The sequence below is a fragment of the Devosia geojensis genome, from assembly GCF_000969415.1.
Classification (GTDB): Bacteria; Pseudomonadota; Alphaproteobacteria; order Rhizobiales; family Devosiaceae; genus Devosia; species Devosia geojensis.
In genome coordinates this window covers 71,429-95,155 of record NZ_JZEX01000157.1, presented here as the reverse complement: position 1 = coordinate 95,155, position 23,727 = coordinate 71,429, and the positions used below count along the sequence as shown (strand labels likewise).

At 65.7% G+C, this 23,727-nt stretch carries 21 protein-coding genes; 13 read left to right on the top strand and 8 right to left on the bottom strand.

From position 1 onward, the window contains the following. Positions 1–73 precede the first annotated feature (73 nt). Both VE25_RS22060 and VE25_RS18615 read left to right on the top strand, forming a co-directional pair. Positions 74–1,108 (top strand): septal ring lytic transglycosylase RlpA family protein, encoded by a 1,035-nt coding sequence (locus VE25_RS22060; protein ID WP_052732083.1) that lies wholly within the window; start codon positions 74–76, stop codon positions 1,106–1,108. Between the two features lie 128 nt (positions 1,109–1,236). Beyond that, on the top strand, positions 1,237–2,397 hold the full coding sequence (locus tag VE25_RS18615) for a D-alanyl-D-alanine carboxypeptidase family protein (protein ID WP_201776117.1): 1,161 nt from the start codon (positions 1,237–1,239) through the stop codon (positions 2,395–2,397). Positions 2,398–2,403: 6 nt separating this feature from the next. Here the strand turns inward: VE25_RS18615 and VE25_RS18610 are convergent, their stop codons facing one another. Further along, positions 2,404–3,471 carry a DUF4037 domain-containing protein gene (locus tag VE25_RS18610; RefSeq protein ID WP_046110156.1) on the bottom strand — a complete coding sequence of 356 codons (1,068 nt, stop codon included), beginning with the start codon at positions 3,469–3,471 and terminating at the stop codon, positions 2,404–2,406. A gap of 204 nt (positions 3,472–3,675) precedes the next feature. Here VE25_RS18610 and tmk point away from each other — a divergent pair, with 204 nt between their 5' ends. The 11 genes from tmk to mazG all read left to right on the top strand — a co-directional run bounded on the left by tmk (position 3,676) and on the right by mazG (position 14,369). Further along, positions 3,676–4,362, top strand: a complete 687-nt coding sequence (gene tmk, locus VE25_RS18605; protein ID WP_046110155.1) for a dTMP kinase — start codon at positions 3,676–3,678, stop codon at positions 4,360–4,362. Beyond that, the gene (locus tag VE25_RS18600; RefSeq protein ID WP_052732082.1) at positions 4,359–5,381 is read left to right on the top strand and encodes a DNA polymerase III delta subunit-related protein; all 1,023 of its coding nucleotides are present in this window, start codon (positions 4,359–4,361) and stop codon (positions 5,379–5,381) included. The genes tmk and VE25_RS18600 overlap by 4 nt, the downstream gene beginning before the upstream one ends. After that, positions 5,378–6,934 (top strand): methionine--tRNA ligase, encoded by a 1,557-nt coding sequence (gene metG / locus VE25_RS18595; protein ID WP_046110154.1) that lies wholly within the window; start codon positions 5,378–5,380, stop codon positions 6,932–6,934. The genes VE25_RS18600 and metG overlap by 4 nt, the downstream gene beginning before the upstream one ends. Next, the gene (locus VE25_RS18590) at positions 6,934–7,713 is read left to right on the top strand and encodes a TatD family hydrolase (RefSeq protein ID WP_046110153.1); all 780 of its coding nucleotides are present in this window, start codon (positions 6,934–6,936) and stop codon (positions 7,711–7,713) included. The genes metG and VE25_RS18590 overlap by 1 nt, the downstream gene beginning before the upstream one ends. A 2-nt stretch (positions 7,714–7,715) precedes the next feature. After that, a complete protein-coding gene (locus VE25_RS18585) occupies positions 7,716–8,531 on the top strand; it encodes an MBL fold metallo-hydrolase (protein ID WP_201776116.1) in 816 nt (271 codons plus the stop codon). 241 nt (positions 8,532–8,772) lie between these two features. Next, complete coding sequence (locus VE25_RS18580) at positions 8,773–9,795, top strand: sulfate ABC transporter substrate-binding protein (protein ID WP_046110152.1); 1,023 nt, start codon at positions 8,773–8,775, stop codon at positions 9,793–9,795. A gap of 1 nt (position 9,796) precedes the next feature. Further along, entirely contained in the window at positions 9,797–10,660 is an 864-nt protein-coding gene (gene cysT, locus VE25_RS18575) for a sulfate ABC transporter permease subunit CysT (RefSeq protein ID WP_152664676.1), read from the top strand. Further along, entirely contained in the window at positions 10,650–11,504 is an 855-nt protein-coding gene (gene cysW / locus VE25_RS18570; protein WP_046110151.1) for a sulfate ABC transporter permease subunit CysW, read from the top strand. Before cysT ends, cysW begins: the two co-directional genes overlap by 11 nt. An 87-nt stretch (positions 11,505–11,591) precedes the next feature. Then, the gene (locus VE25_RS18565) at positions 11,592–12,647 is read left to right on the top strand and encodes a sulfate/molybdate ABC transporter ATP-binding protein (RefSeq protein WP_046110150.1); all 1,056 of its coding nucleotides are present in this window, start codon (positions 11,592–11,594) and stop codon (positions 12,645–12,647) included. A 97-nt stretch (positions 12,648–12,744) separates the two neighbouring features. Further along, positions 12,745–13,479 carry a GNAT family N-acetyltransferase gene (locus tag VE25_RS18560; protein WP_046110149.1) on the top strand — a complete coding sequence of 245 codons (735 nt, stop codon included), beginning with the start codon at positions 12,745–12,747 and terminating at the stop codon, positions 13,477–13,479. Between the two features lie 74 nt (positions 13,480–13,553). Further along, on the top strand, positions 13,554–14,369 hold the full coding sequence (gene mazG, locus VE25_RS18555; protein ID WP_046110148.1) for a nucleoside triphosphate pyrophosphohydrolase: 816 nt from the start codon (positions 13,554–13,556) through the stop codon (positions 14,367–14,369). 9 nt (positions 14,370–14,378) lie between these two features. Here mazG and hflX read toward each other — a convergent pair whose 3' ends face one another. From hflX to dusB, 7 genes are all read right to left on the bottom strand, one after another. Beyond that, positions 14,379–15,740 (bottom strand): GTPase HflX, encoded by a 1,362-nt coding sequence (gene hflX / locus VE25_RS18550; protein WP_046110147.1) that lies wholly within the window; start codon positions 15,738–15,740, stop codon positions 14,379–14,381. Positions 15,741–15,751: 11 nt separating this feature from the next. Next, positions 15,752–16,003: an RNA chaperone Hfq gene (hfq, locus tag VE25_RS18545; RefSeq protein ID WP_046110146.1), complete on the bottom strand. Its 252-nt coding sequence runs from the start codon at positions 16,001–16,003 to the stop codon at positions 15,752–15,754. Positions 16,004–16,187: 184 nt separating this feature from the next. Further along, complete coding sequence (gene ntrX / locus VE25_RS18540; protein WP_046110145.1) at positions 16,188–17,573, bottom strand: nitrogen assimilation response regulator NtrX; 1,386 nt, start codon at positions 17,571–17,573, stop codon at positions 16,188–16,190. Then, entirely contained in the window at positions 17,573–19,909 is a 2,337-nt protein-coding gene (locus tag VE25_RS18535) for a sensor histidine kinase NtrY-like (RefSeq protein WP_083989048.1), read from the bottom strand. Before VE25_RS18535 ends, ntrX begins: the two co-directional genes overlap by 1 nt. A gap of 145 nt (positions 19,910–20,054) precedes the next feature. Then, a complete protein-coding gene (ntrC, locus tag VE25_RS18530; protein WP_046110143.1) occupies positions 20,055–21,503 on the bottom strand; it encodes a nitrogen regulation protein NR(I) in 1,449 nt (482 codons plus the stop codon). Then, on the bottom strand, positions 21,500–22,621 hold the full coding sequence (locus VE25_RS18525) for a two-component system sensor histidine kinase NtrB (protein ID WP_046110176.1): 1,122 nt from the start codon (positions 22,619–22,621) through the stop codon (positions 21,500–21,502). Before VE25_RS18525 ends, ntrC begins: the two co-directional genes overlap by 4 nt. Next, a complete protein-coding gene (gene dusB / locus VE25_RS18520; RefSeq protein ID WP_046110142.1) occupies positions 22,618–23,550 on the bottom strand; it encodes a tRNA dihydrouridine synthase DusB in 933 nt (310 codons plus the stop codon). Before dusB ends, VE25_RS18525 begins: the two co-directional genes overlap by 4 nt. Positions 23,551–23,727: the final 177 nt, after the last annotated feature.

Sequence of the window (23,727 nt, the reverse complement as noted above, 5' to 3'; positions counted from 1 at the left end):
TATGCGCGCCGGCACGTCGCCATTGAGTTAAATTATCAGCGTTTTTTCGTTCGAACGAAGCTTTGCCAGCCGTATGCCCTACCGAACCTGCCGCCTTTTCATCCTGACGGCCGCGGCCGCGACAGTCCTCGCCGCCTGTTCAGGTGGTGGCGTCGGGCCGACTGTCAAGCGCTCGGCCTTCACCTCGTCCGAATACGGCGTCGCCGTCTCCCCGCGTGTCACGAACAATCCCAATCCGCCCAAGGGCGGCGGGCGCCAGATGGTCGGCAAGCCCTACACGGTGCGCGGCAAGACCTACGTCCCGCAGGAGAATCCGGCCGGCTATGCCGCGCAGGGCCAGGCGTCCTGGTATGGCGCGGACTTCCACGGCCGCCGCACGGCCAATGGCGAGATCTTCTCGGCCAACGCCATCACCGCGGCTCACCCGACATTGCCGCTACCGTCCTACGTGCGCGTCACCAACCAGCAGAACGGCCGCTCCGTCGTGGTGCGCGTCAACGACCGCGGCCCCTACATGCCCGGCCGCATCATCGACCTTTCGCACCGCGCTGCCAACATGCTCGGATATGTCGGCAGGGGTTCGACGGACGTCCAGATCGAATATGTCGGCCCGGCGCCGCTCGAAGGCGACGACACCCGCATGCTGATGGCCAGCTATTCGGGTCCGGCCTACCAGGAAACCGGCCCGACCCGCGTGGCCTCGGCTTCCGCGGGCGACCGCTCGCTGGTGGGGATGACGGCCAACTTCATTTCCGGCCTCTTCTCCTATGCCGACACCACGCCGCAGGCCCAGGACGAAGCGATCACCAGCGCGCATGCGGCCGCCAACGCCATGGCGACGCAGGTGCCGGAGCTCACCCAGTACATGCAGGCGCTCGACGCCGACACCCGCGCCGTCAGCATCCCGCTCGGCATCTTCGCCAATCCGAACGGCGCGGTCCTGGTAGCCCGGGAGTTCGCGGTGCTCGGCGCCGTCGATGAAGAGCAGGTCGAGGCTGGTGGCGCGCCGGCGACGCGGCTGACGCTGACGCGCCTGAAGCCCGGCGTCGCCGGCGAGGACGTGCTGGCGCTGGCCCGTCAGCTTGGCCTCGGCGACGTAACCCTCTAGCCGGTTCACCACGCCGCCGAACTTTGTGGCCGGTTCACGCAAACCTGTCTCCACTTTTGCGTAAAACCCACTAGAATCCCAAATCGGATAGTGAGCGGATCGGATGGACCGATCCGCGGAGGTGGGTCGTGCGTTACGTATTGCGTGCATGGGCAATAGTCGCCCTGATGTTGGGTTTTGCCGGCCTCGCCATGGCGCAGGGGGCGCCGCAGTTCTCCACGGCCGCCAAATTCGCGATCCTCGTCGATCATGAGTCCGGCACGGTGCTCTTCCAGCAGAGTGCGGACGAACCTTTGGAGCCGGCCAGCATGGCCAAGCTCATGACCATCGCCGTGGTCTTCAACGAGCTGCGCACTGGACGCCTTTCCCTCGACACCGAGCTCTTCGTCTCCGAGAACGCCTGGCGGACGGGGGGCGCGGCCTCGGGCGGATCGACCATGTTCGCCGAACTCAACTCGCGCGTCAGCGTCGAGAACCTGCTGCGTTCGGTGATCATCCAGTCGGGGAACGATGCCAGCATCGTGCTCGCCGAAGGCATCGCCGGCAACGAGGAGACCTTTGCCGTGATGATGAACGAGCTCGCCGAGGACATCGGCCTCACGGGCTCGCATTTCACCAATTCCACCGGCCTGCCGGATCCCGACATGCACATGACGGCGCGCGACCTGGCCACCCTCGGGCGCTATCTCATCCGCGAGTTCCCGGAATACTACCACATCTTCTCCGAGCCCGAGTTCGAGTGGAACAACATCAAGCAATCCAACCGCAACTCGCTGGTCGAGATGGGCATCGGCGTCGACGGCCTCAAGACCGGCCATACGCAGGCCGCGGGCTATGGCTCGGTGGTCTCGACCGATGACGGCGGGCGCCGTCTGATCGCTGTCGTCCACGGCCTCACCAGCATGGCCCAGCGCACCGAGGAGGCGCGCAAGCTCATCACCTGGGGCACGCGCGCCTTCGAGCGCATCCCTGCCTTCGCCGACGGCCAGATCGTCGGCTATGCCGACGTCTATGGCGGCGAGGAGGGCAGGGTAGGGCTCATCGGGGAGGGTGCCGTCGACCTCTACCTGCCGCGCGGCTCGCGCCGCTGCCTGACCGCCGACATCACCTATGAGGGGCCGCTCCTGCCGCCCGTCAGCGCCGGCGACCGCGTGGCGGAGCTGCGCGTCTACTGCAACGAGCAGTTGATCCAGTCGGCCCCGCTCTATGCGGGCGAGGACGTTCCCCAGGGCGGGATCGTCCGCCGCGCGACGGACGCCGTCAAGCAGCTCGCGTTCGGCTGGCTGTAGGCGTGGTCAGCCGAGCAACCGGTGCATGACGCGCTGGGAGAGATCGGAGGCCTCCAGCAGCGGCGTCAGATCGCTGACCTGATCCAGGGAGCCGATCACGGGCAGTTGCCTTATGCTCGGGTCCGCTATCGCCGCACGGGCAGCCTCGACGGCGTCGTCGGCATTGATCGTCGTGAATGGCCGGTCATGATAGGGCCCCACGATCGGCTTGAACGCAGCGATCCCCAGCGCATTTTGCCGCTGAGCCAACTCCATGTAGGCGGCAGCGAGCGCCTCACCCCGCTCCTTCCATTCGTTCGCGAGAACTGCCTGCTCCAGATGAGGGGACAGGACCCCGGCAATCGGGAGCCTCGCAAAACCGCTGCCGAACCATTTTGCATAGGGCGCGTAGCGGCGTTCGAGCAGGAACCCCATCCTCATCACGTCCCGCACCAGCCGCGCGGCGATGACCCGTGAACCGAGATCGTCGCCCACCTGTCCGGTACGGCCGACAAAGGCCTGTTCTTCGGCGATACGCCCCCACTGGCACGCGATCTTGTACAGCCACACGTCATCCGGGAAATAGGCTAGGCGTTCACGAGCCCGGCTCAAGCGGCCATCGGCATCATGGAAAACCGCGCCGGCCGTGAACGCCAGGAGCTTCTGTTCGGCAAACCCCAGCCACTGGAGTGCGGTGAGGTTCTCCACCGACCGCACGGCAAAGTGGGCTTCCAATCTGGCTTCGAGTGTATGGAACTCGAGCCCGTGCTCGATCGCGCCCGCCGCCTCGGGACCGTTCGCCGGCGGATGTGGCCGGGAACGCCAACCGATGGGCTCTCCAAGATAGTTCGCAGGTACGACTTTGGAGAACTCGGCGACCAGTCGCCTTGCGTGGTCGTCGAAATCAGCTTGGCTCAGGTGGATATGAACGCGAGGGCCCCAGTTGTGGTCCCTGGAAACCTCGTCGTCGAAACCGAGCAGTTCCGACCCATAGCCGATCAGCGCCGCCGAATAGGGCAGCTCCGGCGCAACCTCGCGCAGCCAGGGCCGCACGATGTCGGTGTAGAAACGGCGCGACAGTTCGATTCCCTGCATGGATTCCCCCTCCGGCAAACGTCGTCCATAGCTGCTCCGCCCTGGTTTTGAAACAGGAGTGAAGCGAGCCGCCAAGGCGATGAGTTGCATGAAGCGCTGCCGCGTCGGCGTTGAGCCGCATCACTTCCGTTTGCAGCTACCACGGAATCGATATTGTGGTATCTGCAAGCCGAACGTCCATCGCCATAAGGAACCGCAGCCGCAATGCCCGAACCGCAAAGCTCAGGCGGCGCCCGCTTCATCACTTTCGAGGGTGGGGAAGGGGTCGGCAAGTCGACGCAGGTCAAGCGCCTCCTCGCCCGTCTCAATGAGGCCGGGATCGATGCGGTGCGCACGCGCGAGCCGGGCGGCACGCCCAAGGCCGAGGCCATCCGCTCGTTCATCCTGCAGGGACGATCCGAAAGCTGGGGCGCGGGCGCGGAGGCGGTGCTCTTTGCATCGGCCCGGTTCGACCACGTCAACCAGCTCATCGCCCCCAATCTCGAAGCCGGCCGCTGGGTGCTCTGCGACCGTTTCCATGATTCGACCCGCGCCTACCAGGGGCTGACCGGCGGCGTCGATGACACGCTGATCGCCGCGCTCGAAGAGCTGGCGCTCAACGGCCATTCGCCCGATCTGACGATCGTGCTCGACATGGACCCGGAAGTCGCCTTCCGCCGAGTGGAGACCCGTGCCGTCGAAGAAGCGCTCACCTCCACCGGCGACCGGTTCGAGAAAGAGGACCTCGTCTGGCATCGGCGCCTGCGCGACAACTTCCTCGCCATCGCACAGGCCAATCCCGGGCGGTGCGTGGTGATCCCCGCCGACCAGCCGGAAGCGGCGCTCGAAGAGAACATCTGGCAAGTCGTATCGCAGCGCTTCGCCGAACAACTTGGTGGGCAGCCGGCTTGACCGATCCCGACGCCATCGCCGATACGCTCGCGCCCGAAGTGCAGACGATGCTCGTCGGCCACCAAACCGTGCGCTCGGCCTTGCGCGCCCAGCTCGCCGCCGGCCGTCTGCCGGGCGCTGTGCTGCTGCACGGCCCGCAGGGAATCGGCAAGGCGACGCTGGCCTTCACGCTCGCCCGCGATATCCTCACCGCGACGGGCGATGAGGATGCGCACCGGGTGGACGAACAGGTGGCTGCCGGCGCCCACCCCAATCTCGCTGTGCTGCGGCGTCGGCCGCGCGACGGCAAGGGGTTCTATACCGTCATCCGTGTCGAGGACGTGCGCGAGCTGCGCAACGAGCTGCACATGACGCGCGGCCGCGCCGGCCACCGGGTGGCGATCGTCGACCCGATCGACGACTGCAATCCGAACGCGGCCAATGCATTGCTGAAGACCCTGGAGGAGCCGCCCCCGGAGACGACGTTCCTCCTCGTCTCCCATCGGCCCGGCCAGCTCCTGCCGACCATTCATTCGCGCTGCCACAGCCTGGCGCTGCGCGCGCTCGGTGATGCGGACGTCTCCGCGGTGCTGACGGCCCAAAGAGCAGACGCCGGCGGCGACGAGATCGCACGTGCGGTAGGGCTCGCCCGCGGCCGGCCCCGACGCGGATTCGAAGCGCTGGCGTTGAGCCCGGAAAGCGTCCTCGGAGGCCTTCAGACCTGGCTGCGGGCGCCGCTCCAGCATCCGAGCGCCAGCCACCTCGCCCTCGCCGACGCCATCGGCGCCGACCGCGACGGCCCCGATCTTTCCTTTGCCCGCGAACTGCTGAACGACTGGCTGGCCGAGGAGGCCAGGGCCGCCGCGATCTCGGGCGAGCGCATGCGCCTTGCCTCGGCAGGCGAGCTGTGGGAGAAGGCGGACGCCCTGTTTGCCGAGACCGACGCGCTCAACCTCGATATGAGACAGACGCTCGTCACGATCTTCGATGCGATCAGGAAGCACGTCCAGACCACCTCCTCCCCGGCCACCCAGCAATGACCGCCAAGCCCTTCTACGTCACGACCGCGATCTCCTATCCAAATGGCGCCCCCCACATCGGGCACGCCTACGAGATGATCGCGACCGACGCCATCGCCCGCTTCAAGCGGCTGGAGGGGCGCGACGTGTTCTTCCTCACCGGCACCGACGAGCACGGCATCAAGATGGTGCAGACGGCGGCGGCGCAGGGCGTGCCCGTGCGCGAGCTCGCCGACCGCAACGCGGGCGAGTTCAAGCGGCTGGCGGAAGCGCTGGAAATTTCCAACGACGACTTCATCCGCACCACCGAGCCGCGCCATTACGCCTCGAGCCAGGAGATCTGGCGCCGCATGGCCGCCAGCAACAACGGCGACATCTACCAGAGCGCCTACAAGGGCTGGTACTCGGTGCGCGACGAGGCCTATTTCGACGAGAGCGAGCTGACCGACGGCCCGGACGGCAAGAAGCTCGCGCCCTCCGGCGCGCCCGTCGAATGGGTGGAGGAGCCGAGCTATTTCTTCCGCCTCTCGGCCTATCAGGACCGGCTCCTCAAGCTCTACGAGGACAATCCGGATTTCATCGCGCCCAGGGAACGGCGCAACGAGATCATCGCCTTCGTCAAGGGCGGCCTGCAGGACCTCTCGATCTCGCGCACGACCTTCGACTGGGGCATTCCGGTGCCGGGCGCCGACGGGCACGTGATGTATGTGTGGATCGACGCGCTGACCAATTACATCACCGGTGTCGGCTTCCCGGACGACAAGTCCGAGCAGTTCAAGAAGTACTGGCCGGCGAACCTGCACGTCATCGGCAAGGACATCATCCGCTTCCACACGGTCTATTGGCCCGCGTTCCTGATGAGTGCGGGCATTCCGGTGCCGCACCGCGTCTTCGCCCATGGGTTCCTGACCGTCGACGGGCAGAAGATGAGCAAGTCGCTGGGCAACGTCATCGACCCGTTCGCGCTGGTCGAGGAGTTCGGCGCCGATCCGGTGCGGTTCTTCTTCCTGCGCGAAGTCTCTTTCGGCAGCGATGGCGACTACAGCCGCGACAAGCTGGTGAACCGCAACAACGCGGACCTCGCCAACAATCTCGGCAACTTGGCGCAGCGCTCGCTCTCGATGATCAACAAGAACTGCGATGCGCAGGTGCCGCAGCCGGGCGAGCTGACCGCCGCCGATACCGAGGTGCTGAAGACCGCCGGAGACGCGATCGCGGCAGCGGCCACGGCCATGGAGGCGCAGGCGGTTCACGAGGCGTCGGCTGAGATCATTTCGGCCCTGAGCGCCGCCAACAATTATTTTGCGGCGCAGGAGCCCTGGGCGCTCAAAAAGACCGATCCTGCGCGCATGGCGACGGTGCTCTACGTCACCGCCGAGCTTGTGCGGCGCCTGACCATTCCGATGCTGGCCTTCACGCCGGGCTCTGCGGACAAGCTCCTCGACGCCCTGGCAGTGCCGGAGGACAAGCGCTTCCTCGCCTTCGCCGATGAGACGGGGGCGCTGGCGCCCGGCACGCCGCTGCCCGCGCCGCAGCCGGTCTTTGCCCGCTTCGAACGCTCGGAAAAGGCCTGATGCTGATCGACAGCCACTGCCATCTCGATTTCGACGAGCTCTCCGCCGATCTCGACGGGGTGATGGCGCGCGCGGCGGCCGCGGGCGTCACCGGCATGGTGACGATTTCCACACGTGTGGAGAAGTTTTCCACCTATGCCGGGCTCGCGGAACAGCACGAGAACATCTGGTGCTCGGTCGGGACGCATCCGCACAACGCGCATGAGGAACTGCACATTACGGCCGACGACCTGATCAGGCTCTCGGCCCACCCCAAGTGCGTCGCCATTGGCGAAGCCGGCCTCGACTACCATTACGACAACTCGCCGCGCGAGGCGCAGGCGGAGGGATTCCGCCGCCATATCGCGGCATCGCGCGCCACCGGTCTTCCACTGGTTATCCACAGCCGGGAGGCCGATGAGGACATGGCGCGCATCCTCGAGGAGGAGACGGAGCAGGGGGCGTTCCCCTTCGTCCTGCATTGTTTTTCGTCGGGCCCGGAGCTGGCGCGGCGCGGACTGGCGCTCGGCGGCTATGTGTCGTTCTCGGGGATCATCACCTTCCGCAACGCCGAAGAGATCCGCGCCGTCGCTGAGGTGGTGCCGGCAGACCGCTACCTCGTCGAGACCGATGCGCCGTACCTTGCGCCGGTGCCGCATCGCGGCAAGCCGAACGAGCCGTCCTATGTGCTGCACACGGCCCAGAAGCTCGCCGAGGTCCGTGGCACCGATCTCGAGACGGTGGCGAACGAATCGACCGGCAATTTCGCAAGGCTTTTCTCCAAGACGGGACTTGCCTGATCGTGCCGGCAGCCACGCGCATCGAGGCGACCATACTCGGCTGTGGCTCATCCGGGGGCGTGCCACGCGTCGGCAATATCTGGGGCGCCTGCGATCCCGATGACCCGCGCAACCGCCGTCGGCGCTGCGCGCTGCTGATCGAGGGGCGCGGGGAAGGGGAGGGGATCACCCGCATCCTCGTCGATACGGGCTGCGACCTGCGCGAGCAGCTGCTCGACGCCCATGTCGACCGGGTCGACGCGGTGCTGTACACCCACGAGCACGCCGACCACACCCACGGCATCGACGATTTGCGGGTGCTCGCTCTCAACAACCGCAAGCGCGTTGACGTCTTCTTCGCCGAGGAGGCGGGCAAGCGCATCCGGGAGGCGTTCGGCTACTGCTTCGAGGCGCCGCCGGGCAGCGACTATCCGCCGATTCTCAATGCCAATATTATCCGGGCCGGCGAACCGCTCGTCATCGAAGGGCCGGGCGGCGCGATCACCGTCGAGCCGTTCGAGCAGGAGCACGGCAGCATCATCTCGCTCGGCTTCCGCGTCGGCGGCTTTGCTTATTCCTGCGACCTTTCGGGCATTCCCGAACGTTCGGCAAAGGCCGTCACCGGCCTCGACTCCTGGGTGGTCGACGCGCTGCGCCCGACGCCGCATCCGAGCCACCTCAGCCTGCCCGAAACCCTGGAGCTCATCGAGCGCTACGCGCCCCGCCAGGCGATCCTGACGAACCTCCATATCGACATGGACTACGCCACGGTCGATGCGACGACACCCGCCAACGTCACCCCGGCTCATGACGGCATGCGCATAACCGTTGCGGCCTAGAAAGTTTCCAAACCCACCGGGTCACCCCCGCGAAGCAGGGCCACGATCCCCTGAATCCCAACGCGTCTAGGCAAACTTGCTCCTCCGGCAAGCCCTGCGCGCATCCACGCGCACTGCTTTCTCCACGCGACGCTTCACCTAGGAGATTTTTCCCTAAACGCGGAACCTTTCGACGCCGGGAAAACTTGTTAATCTCTACTTCTGCTATAGGCTTTAGTCGAAATCACAACGGGAGAAGGCAATGAAACTTCCTGTGCGACTACTCGCTTACAGTGCCCTGGCCGCGGCGTTGTCCGTCGGATTCGCGACGACCCTTCGCGCCCAGGACGTGACGATCACCAACGTATCCTATGATCCGACCCGCGAGCTCTACCGCGAGTTCGACGCGGCCTTCACCGCCCATTGGCAGGAGACCCAGGGCCAGAACGTCACCGTGCAGGTGACGCATGGCGGCTCCGGCTCGCAGGCGCGCACCGTCATCGACGGGCTGGAGGCGGACGTCGTCACGCTCGCTCTCGAGGCCGACATCAACGCCATTGCCGAAGCCGGCCGCATCCGCTCCGACTGGCGCGGGACCCTCGCCAACAACAACGCGCCCTATACCTCCACGATCGTATTCCTCGTGCGCAAGGGCAACCCGAAGAACCTGACCGACTGGGGCGACCTGATCGGGGAGGGGGTCGAGGTCATCACGCCCAACCCCAAGACCTCCGGCGGCGCGCGCTGGAACTTCCTCGCCGCCTGGGCCTGGGCCGACCGAGAGTACGATGGCGACGAGGCCAGGATCCGCGAGTACGTGACCGAACTCTTCCGCCACGTGCCCGTGCTCGATACCGGCGCGCGCGGCTCGACCACGACTTTCGTCCAGCGCGGCATCGGCGACGTGCTGCTCGCCTGGGAGAACGAGGCGTTCCTCGCGCTCGAGGAACTGGGCCCCGATGCCTTCGACATCGTCGTGCCGCCGCTTTCGATCCTTGCCGAACCGCCGGTCGCGGTCGTCGACGAGGTGGTCGATGCCCGCGGCACCCGCGAGGTGGCGACAGCCTATCTCGAATACCTCTATTCCGAGGAGGGCCAGAACATCGCCGCCCGGCATTTCTATCGCCCGTCGAGCCCGGACCTCGTCGATCCGGCGTTGCTGGAACGCTTCCCCGACCTCGACCTGGTAACCATTGACGACTATGGTGGGTGGCCCGAAGTTCAGCCGGCCTTCTTCGGCGAAGGCGGCATCTTCGACCAGATTTACACCGGCCCCGCCCAGTAACATGGCTCATGTGACCACCGGCTCAAGCGGCTGGCGGTGGAGGCAACCGAGCGTCATTCCGGGCTTCGGGATGACGTTCGGCTTCACGCTGGTCTATTTCAGTCTGATCGTGCTCATCCCGCTCGCCGCGCTCGTCGTGCGTTCGGCGGGACTGGGACTGGACGGGTTCCTGCGTTACGCCAGCGACGCGCGCGTCATCGGCGCCTTGCGCGTCAGCTTCGTGACCGCGCTCATCGCAGCGAGCGTCAACGTCGTCTTCGGCACGCTCATCGCCTGGGTGCTCGTGCGCTACCGCTTTCCCGGCCGGCGCCTGTTCGACGCCATCGTCGACCTGCCGTTCGCGCTGCCGACGGCGGTCGCGGGTATCGCACTCACCGCCATCTATGCACCCAACGGCTCGATCGGCGCTTTGCTGGCGCCGCTCGGCATCCGCGTCGCCTATACGCCGCTCGGCATCGTCGTCGCCATGATCTTCATCGGCCTGCCGTTCGTCGTGCGCACCGTCCAGCCGATCCTCGATGAGGTGAACAAGGAGGTGGAGGAGGCCGCCGCGACCCTGGGCGCCAACCGCTTCCAGATCGTCTGGCGGGTGATCCTTCCGGGGCTGACGCCGGCGATCCTCACCGGGTTCGCGTTGGCCTTCGCCCGGGCCGTCGGGGAATACGGCTCGATCATCTTCATTGCCGGCAACATCCCGTTCGTCTCGGAAATCGCGCCGCTCCTCATCGTCATCCGGCTCGAGGAGTTCAACTATGTCGGCGCCGCGGTCATCGGCACGCTGATGCTCGGCATCGCCTTCATGATGCTGCTCGTCATCAACCTGATCCAGGCATGGAGCCGCAAGAGGTTCGGCTATGGCCAATAGATATCCATCCGCAACGAGCGAAAGCCGGCCGGTGCAATGGCTGCTGATCGCCATCTGCCTTGCCTTCATGGCGTTGTTCCTCGTGCTGCCGCTCTATGCGGTCTTCTCGGAGGCGCTTCGGCAGGGCCTCGGCGCATTCTTCTCGTCACTGCAATCTCCGGACGCGCAGTCGGCCATCCGCCTGACGCTGACGGTCGCCGTGATCGCGGTGCCGCTCAACGTCGTCTTCGGCATCTGCGCGGCCTGGGCCATCGCCAAGTACGAGTTCAAGGGCAAGGCGCTCCTCATCACCCTGATCGACCTGCCGTTCTCGATCTCGCCAGTCATCGCCGGCCTCGTCTACGTGCTGCTGTTCGGGGCAGGGAGCTTCCTCGGCCCCTGGCTCAAGTCCTACGGCATCGAGGTGCTTTTCGCGGTGCCCGGTATCGTCCTCGCAACGATCTTCGTGACCTTTCCGTTCGTTGCCCGCGAGCTCATCCCGCTGATGCAGGACCAGGGCACCGGCGACGAGGAAGCCGCACTCTCGCTCGGCGCCTCGGGCTGGCAGACGTTCATGCGCGTGACGCTCCCCAACATCCGCTGGGGACTGCTTTATGGCGTGCTGCTCTGCAACGCGCGCGCCATGGGGGAATTCGGCGCCGTTGCGGTCGTTTCCGGCAAGATCCGCGGCCAGACCACGACCATGCCGCTGCAGGTGGAAATGCTCTACAACGAGTACAACGCGACCGCTGCCTTCGCCCTGGCCTCGCTGCTGGCGCTGCTGGCGCTCGTGACGCTCGTTCTCAAGAGTCTCCTCGAATGGCGGTTCTCCGACGAGCTGGCGGCGACGAACGGCGGCCACTAAGGGCCGAAACAGCAGTAGAAACATAAAATTAGAGCGAAACCTTCGACTTATCGCAGAAACAGAAGGCGCTCCAGGCAGGGATACTCAATGGAAGTTCGTATCGACAAGGTCCGCAAGGAATTCGACCGGTTCGCGGCGCTGCACGACGTCTCGCTCGACATCCGTTCGGGCGAGCTCATCGCGCTGCTCGGGCCATCCGGCTCCGGCAAGACGACGCTGCTGCGGCTGATCGCCGGGCTGGAACGGCCCACGAACGGCAAGATCTTCTTCGGCGAAGAGGACGCTTCGGACAAGACCGTCCAGGAGCGCAATATCGGCTTCGTCTTCCAGCACTATGCGCTTTTCCGCCACATGACGGTGCTGGAAAACATATCCTTCGGCCTCAAGGTGCGCCCGAAGGAAACGCGACCCGCCAGTGCCGACATTCGCCGCAAGGCGTTGGAACTGCTGGATTTCGTGCAGCTGTCAGGGCTGGACAAGCGCTATCCGAACCAGCTCTCCGGCGGCCAGCGCCAGCGTGTGGCCTTGGCTCGGGCGCTCGCCATCGAACCGCGCGTTCTGCTGCTCGACGAACCATTCGGCGCGCTCGACGCCCAGGTGCGCCGCGAGCTGCGCCGATGGCTGCGCGAAGTCCACGACCGCACCGGCCACACCACGGTCTTCGTCACCCACGACCAGGAGGAAGCGCTCGAGCTCGCCGACAGGCTGTGCGTGATGAGCCAGGGCCGCATCGAACAGGTCGGCACGCCCGACGAGGTCTACGACCGGCCGACATCGCCGTTCGTCTTCAACTTCATCGGCGAATCGAGCGAGCTGGCCGTCACCGCCGAGAACAAGGAGCTCTGGATCGGCGGCCGCGCCATCGGGTTGCCGTCCGACGGTTTCGAAGGCCAGGGCCGACTGTTCTTCCGTCCGCACGACGTGGATCTCGTCGAAGGCGATGCGGCGCTGGCCGGCGTCGTCATCTCCAGCCGCCGTGTCGGCGGAACGCGACGGGTGGAGCTGGCGATCGGCGGAGACGCTCAGAAGATCGAAATCGACCTGCCGTTCGACCATCCGGCCGGCGAACGCAGCCGGCTGGCGTTCCGGCCCAAGCGCTGGAGGCTGTTTCCCACCGCTGAGGTACACCAAAAAGTTCCATAATATATATTATGCGAATCAAAGATATTGGCGCGCTGCCCCGTCCCTCCGCTCGACGGGACGACTCGACAGGTTTCCCGTCGAGCCTTAGTCCTGAGCCATGCAGAATGAAATCGACTGGCTCGACGCCGACTTCCGCACGCTCTTCCGACTGACGCAAGACGACCGCATCGAGCACGAGAACGATCCGGACCTTTCAACGGCACCGCGGTTGTGGCTGGGCGGATGCGCCGAGGGCAACATTGTGGGTGTTCGCGCGGATGTTGCGGACGACGTTGCAAGAGAACTCGAAGCCTTGGCGGCTGACGAGCCGCCATTCCTGCATCCGGAGACGCCGGTGCACTTCGAGCGCTACCTGGCGGTGCTGGCGGAACACAGACCGGTCGAGCGCCACAATTTCGGTATGGTCTATACCCTGCCCAATGAGCTGCCGGACCCCGGCGCCGCCCGGTTGATCGGCAGCGATACGCCGGAAGGCGCGGCCCTGCTGCAATCCCTCGTCAAAGACGGGATGCCCTCAGGTCTCTGCGAACTCGGCTTCCGCGACACCGCGGACTTCTGGCCGCCATGGTGCGCGGCGCTTGTCGATGGCGAGATCGCCTCGATCGCCTTTGCGGCGCGGCTGTCGGAGGTGGGCGCCGAACTCGGCCTCGCCACCGCAAAGGCTTTCCGAGGCCGGGGAATGGGCGCTGCGGCGACGGCTGGCTGGTCGCGGTTGCGCCCGCTGCAATCCCGCACCCTGTTCTACAGCACCGACAGGAACAATTCCTCCTCGCAGCGCGTCGCCGAGCGTCTCGGGCTGCGGCTGCGGGGAGCCACATTGCGGATCACCTAGCTCTACGCCGGTTGCCGCGTGCAGGGCGCGGTTGCTAGAACAAGACCTCGATTCCTCCCCGACCGAGCCAGCCGATGCAACCCTCGCGCGAACTTTCCCGCCTTGTCGAGATCATGGCCGCCCTGCGCGATCCCGACACCGGCTGTCCGTGGGACCTCGAGCAGGATTTCTCGACCATTCGCCACTATACGATCGAGGAAGCCTACGAGGTGGCCGATGCGATAGAACGCGAGGATTTCGAGCACCTGCGCGAGGAACTCGGCGACCTCATCCTGCAGCCGGTCTACCACGCGCAGATGGCGGCCGAGCAAGGGCTGTTCGACATCGGCGACGTCATTTACGCCATCACCGAGAAGCTGATCCGCCGGCATCCGCACGTCTTCGGGCAGATGGAGGCGGGCGATTCCGACGCGGCCAAATCGCGCTGGGAGGCGATCAAGGCCGAGGAACGCGCCCGAAAGGCTGCGCGCAAGGGTGAAGGCACCCCTTCCCTGCTTGACGACGTGCCGGTGGGCCTGCCCGCCCTCACCCGCGCCGAAAAGCTCGCCAAGCGCGCCGCGACGGTCGGCTTCGATTGGCCGGATGCTGCGGCCGTGACCGCCAAGGTGCGCGAGGAAATGTCCGAGGTGGACGCGGCCGCCGACGACGGCAACGAGACGGCGCTTCACGACGAGATCGGCGATCTGCTGTTCGCCGTGGCCAACCTCGCGCGCCATCACGGCGTCGATCCGGAGGCGGCGCTGCGCGACGCCAACCGCAAGTTCGTGCGGCGCTTCACCTATGTCGAGGAGCGCTGCCGGCAGGACGGGATCGCGCCGGCCGACGCCGGCCTCGATCGGCTCGACGCCTACTGGAACGAGATCCGCGCCGCCGACAAGAAAGCAGGATAGCTCAAGGAGCTATACGCGCTCGAGGCGTCCGTTGAAGCGCTCGAGGAACATGGTCAGGTGCCTCGGCTCGACGCGCACCACGAAGCTCGATCCGCGCTCGTCGGGCTCCTCGCGCGACAGCACTTCGGTGTTGCTGTGCAGCCAGCCGATATCGCCACCGGCGCTGTGCGGCACGTGCACCCGGTAGGTGCCGCTGCGGTCCGCCAACGCCGCCTCGACGGCAAGGCGCAGGGTATCGAGCCCCTCCCCCGTCCTGGCGGAAACCGGCACCGCGGCGCTGACCTTGCTCGCCGGCGTGACGCCGGCAAGCGCCGTCTCCCGTCCCTCTTCGCCGGCAAGAAGATCGATCTTGTTCCAGACCTCGATGATCGGCGTCGTTTCGGCCGTGACACCGAGATCGGCGAGCACGCCGAGCACGTCGTTGGCCTGCGCCGCGTGGTCGGGATTGGAAACGTCGCGCACGTGCAGGACGACATCGGCTTCGACCACCTCTTCGAGGGTGGCGCGGAAGGCGGCGACGAGGTCGGTCGGCAGCTCGCTGACGAACCCGACCGTGTCGCTGAGCATCACTTCGCGCCCGTGCGGCAGCTCGATCTTGCGCACCGTGGTGTCGAGGGTGGCGAAAAGGAGGTCCTCGGCGAACACCCCTGCCCCGGTTAGGATATTGAAAAGACTGGATTTTCCGGCGTTGGTATAGCCGACGAGCGCAACGATCGGGAACGAAACGACATTGCGCCGCCGCCGCTGCACGGCGCGGGTCCGCTTGACCTTGTCGAGCCGCTCCTCGATGAGCGAAATCCGCTCCTGCAACAGACGGCGGTCGCTTTCGATCTGCGTCTCGCCAGGCCCGCCGAGGAACCCGAAACCGCCCCGCTGCCGTTCGAGGTGCGTCCAGGAGCGCACGAGGCGGCTCTTCTGATAGTTGAGGTGGGCAAGTTCGACCTGCAGCACGCCTTCGCGTGTCGCGGCGCGCTCGCCGAAGATCTCGAGAATGAGCGCGGTGCGATCCAGCACCTTGGCGCCCGTCTCCCGCTCGAGATTGCGCTGCTGGATGGGGCTCAGGGACGCATCGAACAGCAGGAGCTCGATGCCCTCGGCCTCGACGCGCTGGCCGAGCGTTTCGACCTGGCCGCCGCCGATGAACGTCGCCGGGCGCACCTCGCGCACCCGCACGATCTCGGAGAAGACCACCTCCAGCCGGATCGCTTCGGCCAGCCCTTCGAATTCGGCGAGCCGGGATTCAGCCGTGCGCTGATAACCGCTGCCGCGAACGTCGGGGCAAACGACACCGGCCCGCACAGGCTTCTCCTGGCGGTCGATGAATGCCTGCGGACCGGCGGACCGGTCCGCGTCTTCTGAAAAATCACCCATGCGCAAGTGCGTCAGGCGTTGTCGCCACCATGCTCGGGATCAAAGAGCTGGATCGGAGCACCGGGCATGATGGTCGATATCGCGTGCTTGTAAACGAGTTGCGATTGTGCGTCCCGGCGCAACAGCAGGCAGAAGTTATCGAACCAGGTGATAACCCCCTGCAATTTCACTCCGTTTACCAGAAATATCGTCACCGGGACTTTTTGCTTGCGGACATGATTGAGAAACGCGTCCTGCAGGTTTTGTTGTTTTTCGCCGGGCATTCAGGCCTCTTCTTGCGGCATTCGTTGTCGCTGTTATCGTTGCTTGGTCGCACCAAACCTGCGTGGATGCTGCCGCCTGGCTCCACGCTCGCAGGACCTGGCAGTCCCGCATCAAGAGTATGGCACAGTTAGCAGGGCGTGCCTACCCGCGCTCGGAACAGACCCGCCCTGCCCGACCGCCGGATCAGGTCAGCCCCAGCGACTTGATCTTGCGGTGCAGAGCGCTGCGCTCCATGCCGACGAACTCGGCGGTCTTGGAGATGTTGCCGCCGAAACGCTCGATCTGGGCGAGCAGGTACTGCCGCTCGAACACCTCGCGCGCCTCGCGCAGCGGCAGGCTCATCAGGTGCGCCGACGCATCCGTGTCCCCCACCGTCGGCAGCACCTCGCCGATATCGGACGGCAGCATGACGGCGGTGATGACGCCATCGACCGGCGCCTGATCCTTCATGAGGATGAGCAGGCGCTCGATCGAATTGCGCAGCTGGCGGGCATTGCCCGGCCAGTCCTGCGCCTGCAGCACGGCGATGGCATCGTCGCCGATGGTCAGGCGCTGCAAATTGTGCATGCGGCAGATCTGGTCGATGAAGATCTTGACCAGCGGCGGCACGTCCTCGCGGCGCTCGCGCAGCGGCGTCAGCTGCACCGGCACGATCGAAAGCCTGTGGAAGAGATCCGAGCGGAACTCGCCGGCCTCGATCTGCGCGCCCACGTTCTGCGAGCTTGCCGAGATGATGCGCACGTCGATGGGCACCGCCCCCTGCCCGCCCACGCGGTTGAACCGGTTCTCGACCAGCGTGCGCAGCAGCGTCTGCTGCACCGCCGCCGGCAGCGAGGTGACCTCGGAAAGGTAGAGCGTACCGCCATGCGCCCGCTCGAGGGCGCCGACCTCGGTGCGCAGGATTCCGGTCTTCTCGCGCACCTCGCGCCCGAACAGCACCGCGGCGACCTCGTCGGGCGCATAGAGCGAGGCGTTGATCTCGATGAATGGCGCCTGCGCGCGCGGGCTCTTCTGGTGGATGAGCCGTGCGACCATCCCCTTGCCCGCCCCGGACGGGCCGGCAATGAAGATGCGCGAGTTGGTGGGCGCCGATTTCTCAATGATGCTGCGCACGTGGTGCAGCGTCGGCGAGGAGCCGACGAGCTCGGCCGTCTTGGTGGCGGTGCGCTCCTTAAGCTCGGCCACCTCGTTACGCAGGCGCGTCGCCTCGACGGCGCGCTGCGTGATGTGCAGCAGCCGGTCCACCTTGAATGGCTTTTCGATGTAGTCGTAGGCACCGCGCTTGATGGCCGAGACCGCGGTCTCGACATTGCCATGGCCGGAGATCATCACCACCGGCATCTCGGGATGCTGGGCCTGGAAGATGTCGAGCAGCTGCAGGCCGTCGAGCCGCGACCCCTGCAGCCAGATGTCGAGGAAGACGAGGCTCGGCCGCCGGCGGGCGATCTCGTTGAGCCCGCTATCCGCGTCATGGGCCTGCCGGGCTTCGTACCCCTCGTCCTCAAGGATGCCGGCGATCAGCTCGCGGATGTCGTCTTCGTCATCGATGATGAGTATGTCGAGTGCCATTAATTGCGAACCGCCGCGTGGACTAGCGGCTCCTCCTGTAATCCCGGTTGGCTGGACCGATCATTGCCGGCATGTGCACCAGTCGTATTGGTCGATGAATGCAATGGGAGTGTGAAAGCGAAAGTGGCTCCGACGCGCCCATTCTCGTCGGGGTCGGAATCGAGGAGCTCGATCTGGCCGCCGTGCTGCTCGACAATCTTTGTGACAATAGCAAGGCCAAGTCCGGTGCCCTTCTCGCGCGTCGTCATGTAGGGCTCGAGCAGTCGCAGCCGGTTTTCCTTCGGCCAGCCCTTGCCATTGTCGGAAACGGCAATGCGCGCGAACTGGCCCTCGATATCTGCCTGCACCATGATCCGAGGATGTACAAGGGAGCCGATCTCAATTGATTCAAATGCTTCTACGGAATTCTTGATGAGATTGGTCAGGCACTGGGAAATGAGCCTCGTATCGAAATAGGCATAGATCGGCTCATCCGGAAGGTCCGTCGAAATATTGATTTCCGGCAAACGCACGCTTTCGAGGAACACCGCCTGACGGATGGTGTCGGAAAGGTCCGCCATGGCGGGCGCCGCCTCGGGCATCCGCGCGAAGGCCGAGAACTCGTCGACCATGCGCCCGATATCGCCGACCTGCCGGACGATGGTGTTGATGCACTTATCGAAGACCTCGCGGTCGTCCTCCAGTTTGTTGCCGTAGCGCCGGCGCAGGCGTTCGGCCGAGAGCTGGATGGGCGTCAGCGGATTCTTGATCTCGTGCGCGATGCGCCGCGCGACATCCGCCCACGCGCTGGTGCGCTGGGCCGATTCGAGGTCGGTGATGTCGTCGAAGGTGAGGACGTAGCCCTTCGATTCGGTGATCGAACCTTCGCGGGTGAGCTGCACCTGATAGGTGCGCCGGTCCTGCTCGCTGCCGATGTGGATCTGATCGCGCACCTGCCCACGCCGCGCGGAACGGGCGCGTTCGAGGATGGCCCCGAGCTCGGGCAGGACCTTGTCGATGGCCGCGCCCATCAGCTCGCGCTCCGGCTTGTCGAGCATCTCGCAGGCGCGCGCGTTGACGAGGGTGACGGCGTTGTAGGGATCGAGGCCGACGATACCCGCCGACACGCCCTCCACCACCGCCTCGGTGAACTGGCGGCGCTTCTCGTTCATCTGGCTGGCGCTGACAAGCGCCTCGCGCTGGCTGCGCAACTGCTCGATCATGCGGTTGAAGCGGTTCATCAGATCGCGCAGGTCACCGCGTTCCTCGCGCACCGGCACGCGCACCTCGAGGTCGCCCTGGCTCACCCGGTTCGAGGCCACCATCAGGTAGCGGATGGGGTCGACGAAGCGGTTGGCGAGCGCGATGCCGATCCAGAGCGCTGCCAGCAGCAGCACGACCGCGAGGCCCACATACATGATGGTGAAGGTGATCTGGAACACCAACCGGTTGGACGCATACTCGCGATACTCGGTGATGTTCTCGTCGGTAAGGCGCATGTATTCGAGCACCTCCGGGTCGACCGCCCGGGCGACGAAGAGATAGGTGTCCTCATAGCCGCGCAGCTTGACCACGGAACCGACGAGATTCGTCGAGCCCGGCGCGATGGCCGTGGGCCGACCTTCGACGACGCCGTCGGTGATCCCCTCCGGCAGGCGGGGATAGCCACCCTGCACGTTGATCTGCGCGCGCATCAGCGTGTCGCCCTCGGCGTCGATAAGCGACGAGAAGGGCAACGATCGGGTCACCGCCAGGGCGGTGAAGATGCGCTGGAAACGCTCCCGGTCGCTCTCGAACGTCGCGCGCGCCTGCTCCAGCTCGGTGGCCACCCAGATGATATCGTCGCGCAGCACCTGCGCGTGCTCGAGCATGTAGGAACGCGCGACGAGCCGCGAGCTCTCCACCATCGCGCGGGTCCGCTCGGAGAACCACTGGTCGAGGCCCTGGTTGAGGGAAATGGTCGCCACCACCGCGACGATCGCGGCGGGAATGCCGGCAAGCAGGGCGAACATGGTCACCATGCGCACCTGCAGCCGGGCGCCGGGTTGCCCGTCGATGCGCGCCTGGATCAGCAGCGCCGCCTCGGTCACCACCAGGGCGATCATCAGCAGCACCAGGATGCCGGTGACAACCCAGATCGCCGTCCAGATCTCGGGCGACGGCTCGATTCGCGTCGTGCCGGTGAGAATGAGGAAGGAGACGGACGACATCACGACGGAGGCAAGCACCACCGCGAAGCCGACGATACGCAACGGCCTGTTGTTCTGCACCGCAAACACCGGTGCGCGCGCGGCCTGCGTCGCCGCAGGCTCGCGTTCAGGGTGTGGCTGAGTGCCGGTAGCTACCGTTTCGTCCATTCAACACAATCGCACGGCCCCCTCGCCGCCTCAACGTCCGCAGCCTGACCGAATTGCCGCGACCCTTCAAGACAATTGTTGCCAAAATGCGACACTGGCCCGCGAAGGGCCGGAATCGCCGGGTTAAATGCTCGGAAATTGCGAGCTAGCCGTTCCGCCGCGACTGCTTGATGATCTCGATGCTGTGCACGCGAATCTTCTTGCGCAGCGTGTTGCGGTTGAGGCCGAGGAGGTCCGCCGCCTTGATCTGGTTGCCGCTGCAGGCGTTGAGCGCCATGGCGATGAGCGGGGCTTCGACCTTGTCGATGACCCGCTGGTAAAGGCCCGGCGGCGGCAGGTTCGGCTCGTATTCGCGCAGGAGCTGGCCGACATGAGCTTCGACCGCGACAGCCACGTCCACCGGCCCGGTGATGCCGGAGGCCGGCTGCCGGTCGGTGATGTTGAGTTCGTTCTGCACGATCTCGGCCGAGATCACCTCGTCGGCGTAGAGCGCCGAGAGGCGCCGCACGAGGTTTTCCAACTCGCGCACGTTACCCGGCCAGGAATAGTTCTGCATCAGCCGGATGGCTTCCGGCGAAATGGATTTCATCGGCTCGCCCTCGCGTTGGGCGGCCTGGAGGAAGTGCTGGACGAGGTCGCCGATGTCGTCGACGCGCTCGCGCAGTGGCGGCAGGCGGATCGGCACGACGTTGAGGCGATAGTAGAGGTCTTCGCGGAAAAGGCCCTGCCGGATCATCTGGCTCAAGTCCCGGTGGGTCGCCGCGACTATGCGCACATTGGTCTTGATGGCGGTCCGACCCCCGACCATCGTATATTCGCCCTCCTGCAGCACGCGCAGCAGGCGGGTCTGGGCGTCCATCGGCATGTCGCCGATCTCGTCGAGGAAGAGCGTGCCGCCCTCTGCCTGCTCGAAACGGCCCGAGGAGCGGGCGGTCGCTCCTGTGAAGGCGCCCTTCTCGTGGCCGAAAAGCTCGGCTTCGATCAGGTCGCGCGGGATCGCGGCCATGTTGATGGCGACGAACGGCCCGTTGCGGCGCTTGCCGAAATTGTGCAGCGCCTTGGCGACCAGCTCCTTGCCGGTGCCGCTCTCGCCGGTGATCATCACCGTCAGGTCCGTCTGCATCAGCCGCGCCAGGGCCCGGTAGATGTCCTGCATGGCGGCCGAGCGGCCGACGAGCGGCATGGTCTCGCCCGGCTCCTCAGCCTTGCGCTCGCCCGCCGTCGGCTTTTTGGCATCGGCGAGGGCGCGCGCTACAACCGAAAGCACCTCGGTGATGTCGAAGGGCTTGGGCAGGTATTCGTACGCACCCACTTCCGAGGCGCGGATGGCGGTCATGAACGTGTTCTGCGCGCTCATGACGATCATCGGCAGGTCCGGTCGCAGCTTCTTGATCTTGGGCATCACCTCGAAGGCGTTGCCGTCCGGCATGGCAACATCGGTGATGAGCAGGTCCCCCTCTCCGCGGCTCACCCAGTTCCACATGGTCGAGATGTTGCCGGTGGGGCGCACCTCGTAGCCGGCGCGGGTCAGCGCCTGATTGAGCACCATGCGGATCGCCGCGTCATCATCGGCCAGCAGGACAACGTGATTCATTTGGCCATGACCTCTTCAGAAGGCGTAACTTGAGCCGGATTGGCGACCGGCAGCAGGATGCGGAAGCGCGTCCGCCCAGGCCGGCTGTCGCAGTCGATCACGCCGCCATGATCGCCCACGATTTTTGCAACGAGCGCCAGCCCCAGACCCGACCCGTTGGTCTTGGTGGTGACGAACGGATCGAAGAGGAACGGCAGGATGTCCGGCGGAACCCCCGGCCCGTTGTCCTCGATGACGATTTCGAGCGGCAGTGAAATACGCTCGGAAACTCCGGTCACGCTGATGCGGATGCCAGGGCGGAACGCCGTCGAGAACTTGATCTCCGGTTTCTGCGTCCGCTCAAGGGCTTCCGAGGCGTTCTTGACGAGATTGAGGAAGATCTGGATGAGCTGATCCCGATTGCCCCAGACCGGGGGCAGCGATGGATCGTACTCCTCAGAGAACGTGATGCCGCGCGCCACTCCGTTCCTGGCGAGGAGCTTCACCCGGTCGAGCACGACATGGATGTTGATCGCCTCGCGGTCGAGCGGGCGGTCGTCGCCGAAGACCTCGACCCGGTCGATGAGGTCGACGATGCGGTCGGTCTCCTCGCGGATGAGACGGGCAAGCGGGATCTCGTCGACCGGCACGCTCTGCTCGAGAAGCTGGGCGGCGCCGCGGATGCCCGAAAGCGGGTTCTTGATCTCGTGGGCAAGCATGGAGGCGAGCCCCGTGACCGAGCGCGCCGCGCCGCGCGAGACCATCTGCCGGTCGATCTTATCCGCCATGGTGCGCTCCTGGATGAGAAGCGCGATGCGCCCGTCGCTGTCCGAGAGCGGGCTGGCGAAGACGTCGGCGATGCGCTCGTCCCCGAAACGGGAGGAGCCGACGCGCACGCGGTACTCCGTCATCGGCGCGCGCCGCTGCGCCACCGTCTCGACGAGGGCGATGATCGGCGAGCCGAAGGCGATGAGATCATCGAGCTTCTGGCGGGCGAGGACGCTGAGCGAAGCACCGAAGAACGCCTCGGCCGCGTAGTTGACGAAGGTGATGGAATGGTCTTCGCCCACGACGATGATCGGCTGCGGAAGAGCCTGCAACACGGCGGTGGACGCTTGCGGATCGACTTTGGCTTTCATGCGGCGGCCCTCCATTCCCCCGAATAGATCCTGCCGATCATTGCCACGACCTCTTTGGGATTCTCATTTTCGAGCAGGGCATTGCGGGTGACCTTGTCGAGCGGAATGCCGGCGGCGTCCGCGTACCAACCGAGGTGCTTGCGCGCCACGCGCAGGCCAACAGCCGTGCCGTAGTCGGCGAGCATGTCCTCGTAGTGGGCGCAGATGAGATCGGCGAGCGCGGCACCCTCGGGAGCGGTCGGAGCATCCCGCCCGGACAGAGCGGCTCCGATCTGCCCGACGACCCAGGGCTGGCCCTGCGCGCCTCGCCCGACCATCACCGCGGCGGCGCCCGATTCGGCCAGCGCCCGGCGGGCGCTCGCAGCGTCGATGACGTCACCATTGACGACGACGGGCACATTCACTGCCTCGACGACCGCGCGCACCAGTGGCCAGCGGGCCTCGCCCTTGTAGAACTGCTGGCGAGTGCGGCCATGGACCGTGATCATCTGCACGCCGGCGTCGACCGCGCGGCGGGCGATATCGGGCGCATTGAGGCTCTCGTCGTCCCAGCCCAGCCGCATCTTGACCGTCACGGGCAGCGGAGTTGCACCAACGACCGCTTCGATGAGGCGCAGCGCCTGGTCCGGCACCCGCATCAGCGCCGAGCCGGCATAGCCGTTGGTCACGCGCTTGGCGGGGCATCCCAGGTTGATGTCGATGATGTCGGCGCCGGCCGCACAGGCGATCTCGGCCCCGCGCGCCATCCACTCCGCTTCGCAACCGGCGAGCTGCACGACATGCGGCAGCGTGCCGGCCTTGGCGAGCTTGCGCACCATCTCGTCCTGGCCGGTTGTGAGTGCGGCACTTGCGATCATCTCTGAAACGACGAGACCGGCGCCGAAGCCTTCCGCGATGCTGCGAAACGAGCGGTCAGTGATGCCGGCCATGGGCTCAAGGAATGCGCGGTTCGGCAGGTCGTGACCCCCGATGCTCAAGCCGCAGGCAAACTCAGACACAAACTGCCCCAGAAACGGTCAAAAACTAAGGAATGCCTGCACAATAATCAAAATGACGCGCGACGCAACAGCTTATCTGGCAATCCGGCCCCCTGACGGACGCAGGGC

What these genes read in the sequence shown, in the direction of transcription:
- metG (WP_046110154.1), top strand. Translation starts at nt 5,378, where the DNA reads ATGACCGCCAAGCCCTTCTACGTCACGACCGCGATCTCCTATCCAAAT.
- VE25_RS18525 (WP_046110176.1), bottom strand. Translation starts at nt 22,621, where the DNA reads ATGAAAGCCAAAGTCGATCCGCAAGCGTCCACCGCCGTGTTGCAGGCT.
- VE25_RS18580 (WP_046110152.1), top strand. Translation starts at nt 8,773, where the DNA reads ATGAAACTTCCTGTGCGACTACTCGCTTACAGTGCCCTGGCCGCGGCG.
- VE25_RS18590 (WP_046110153.1), top strand. Translation starts at nt 6,934, where the DNA reads ATGCTGATCGACAGCCACTGCCATCTCGATTTCGACGAGCTCTCCGCC.
- dusB (WP_046110142.1), bottom strand. Translation starts at nt 23,550, where the DNA reads ATGGCCGGCATCACTGACCGCTCGTTTCGCAGCATCGCGGAAGGCTTC.
- VE25_RS22060 (WP_052732083.1), top strand. Translation starts at nt 74, where the DNA reads ATGCCCTACCGAACCTGCCGCCTTTTCATCCTGACGGCCGCGGCCGCG.
- hfq (WP_046110146.1), bottom strand. Translation starts at nt 16,003, where the DNA reads ATGCCCGGCGAAAAACAACAAAACCTGCAGGACGCGTTTCTCAATCAT.
- ntrC (WP_046110143.1), bottom strand. Translation starts at nt 21,503, where the DNA reads ATGAATCACGTTGTCCTGCTGGCCGATGATGACGCGGCGATCCGCATG.
- VE25_RS18535 (WP_083989048.1), bottom strand. Translation starts at nt 19,909, where the DNA reads ATGGACGAAACGGTAGCTACCGGCACTCAGCCACACCCTGAACGCGAG.
- hflX (WP_046110147.1), bottom strand. Translation starts at nt 15,740, where the DNA reads ATGGGTGATTTTTCAGAAGACGCGGACCGGTCCGCCGGTCCGCAGGCA.
- cysW (WP_046110151.1), top strand. Translation starts at nt 10,650, where the DNA reads ATGGCCAATAGATATCCATCCGCAACGAGCGAAAGCCGGCCGGTGCAA.
- VE25_RS18560 (WP_046110149.1), top strand. Translation starts at nt 12,745, where the DNA reads ATGCAGAATGAAATCGACTGGCTCGACGCCGACTTCCGCACGCTCTTC.
- mazG (WP_046110148.1), top strand. Translation starts at nt 13,554, where the DNA reads ATGCAACCCTCGCGCGAACTTTCCCGCCTTGTCGAGATCATGGCCGCC.
- ntrX (WP_046110145.1), bottom strand. Translation starts at nt 17,573, where the DNA reads ATGGCACTCGACATACTCATCATCGATGACGAAGACGACATCCGCGAG.
- tmk (WP_046110155.1), top strand. Translation starts at nt 3,676, where the DNA reads ATGCCCGAACCGCAAAGCTCAGGCGGCGCCCGCTTCATCACTTTCGAG.
- cysT (WP_152664676.1), top strand. Translation starts at nt 9,797, where the DNA reads ATGGCTCATGTGACCACCGGCTCAAGCGGCTGGCGGTGGAGGCAACCG.
- VE25_RS18610 (WP_046110156.1), bottom strand. Translation starts at nt 3,471, where the DNA reads ATGCAGGGAATCGAACTGTCGCGCCGTTTCTACACCGACATCGTGCGG.
- VE25_RS18565 (WP_046110150.1), top strand. Translation starts at nt 11,592, where the DNA reads ATGGAAGTTCGTATCGACAAGGTCCGCAAGGAATTCGACCGGTTCGCG.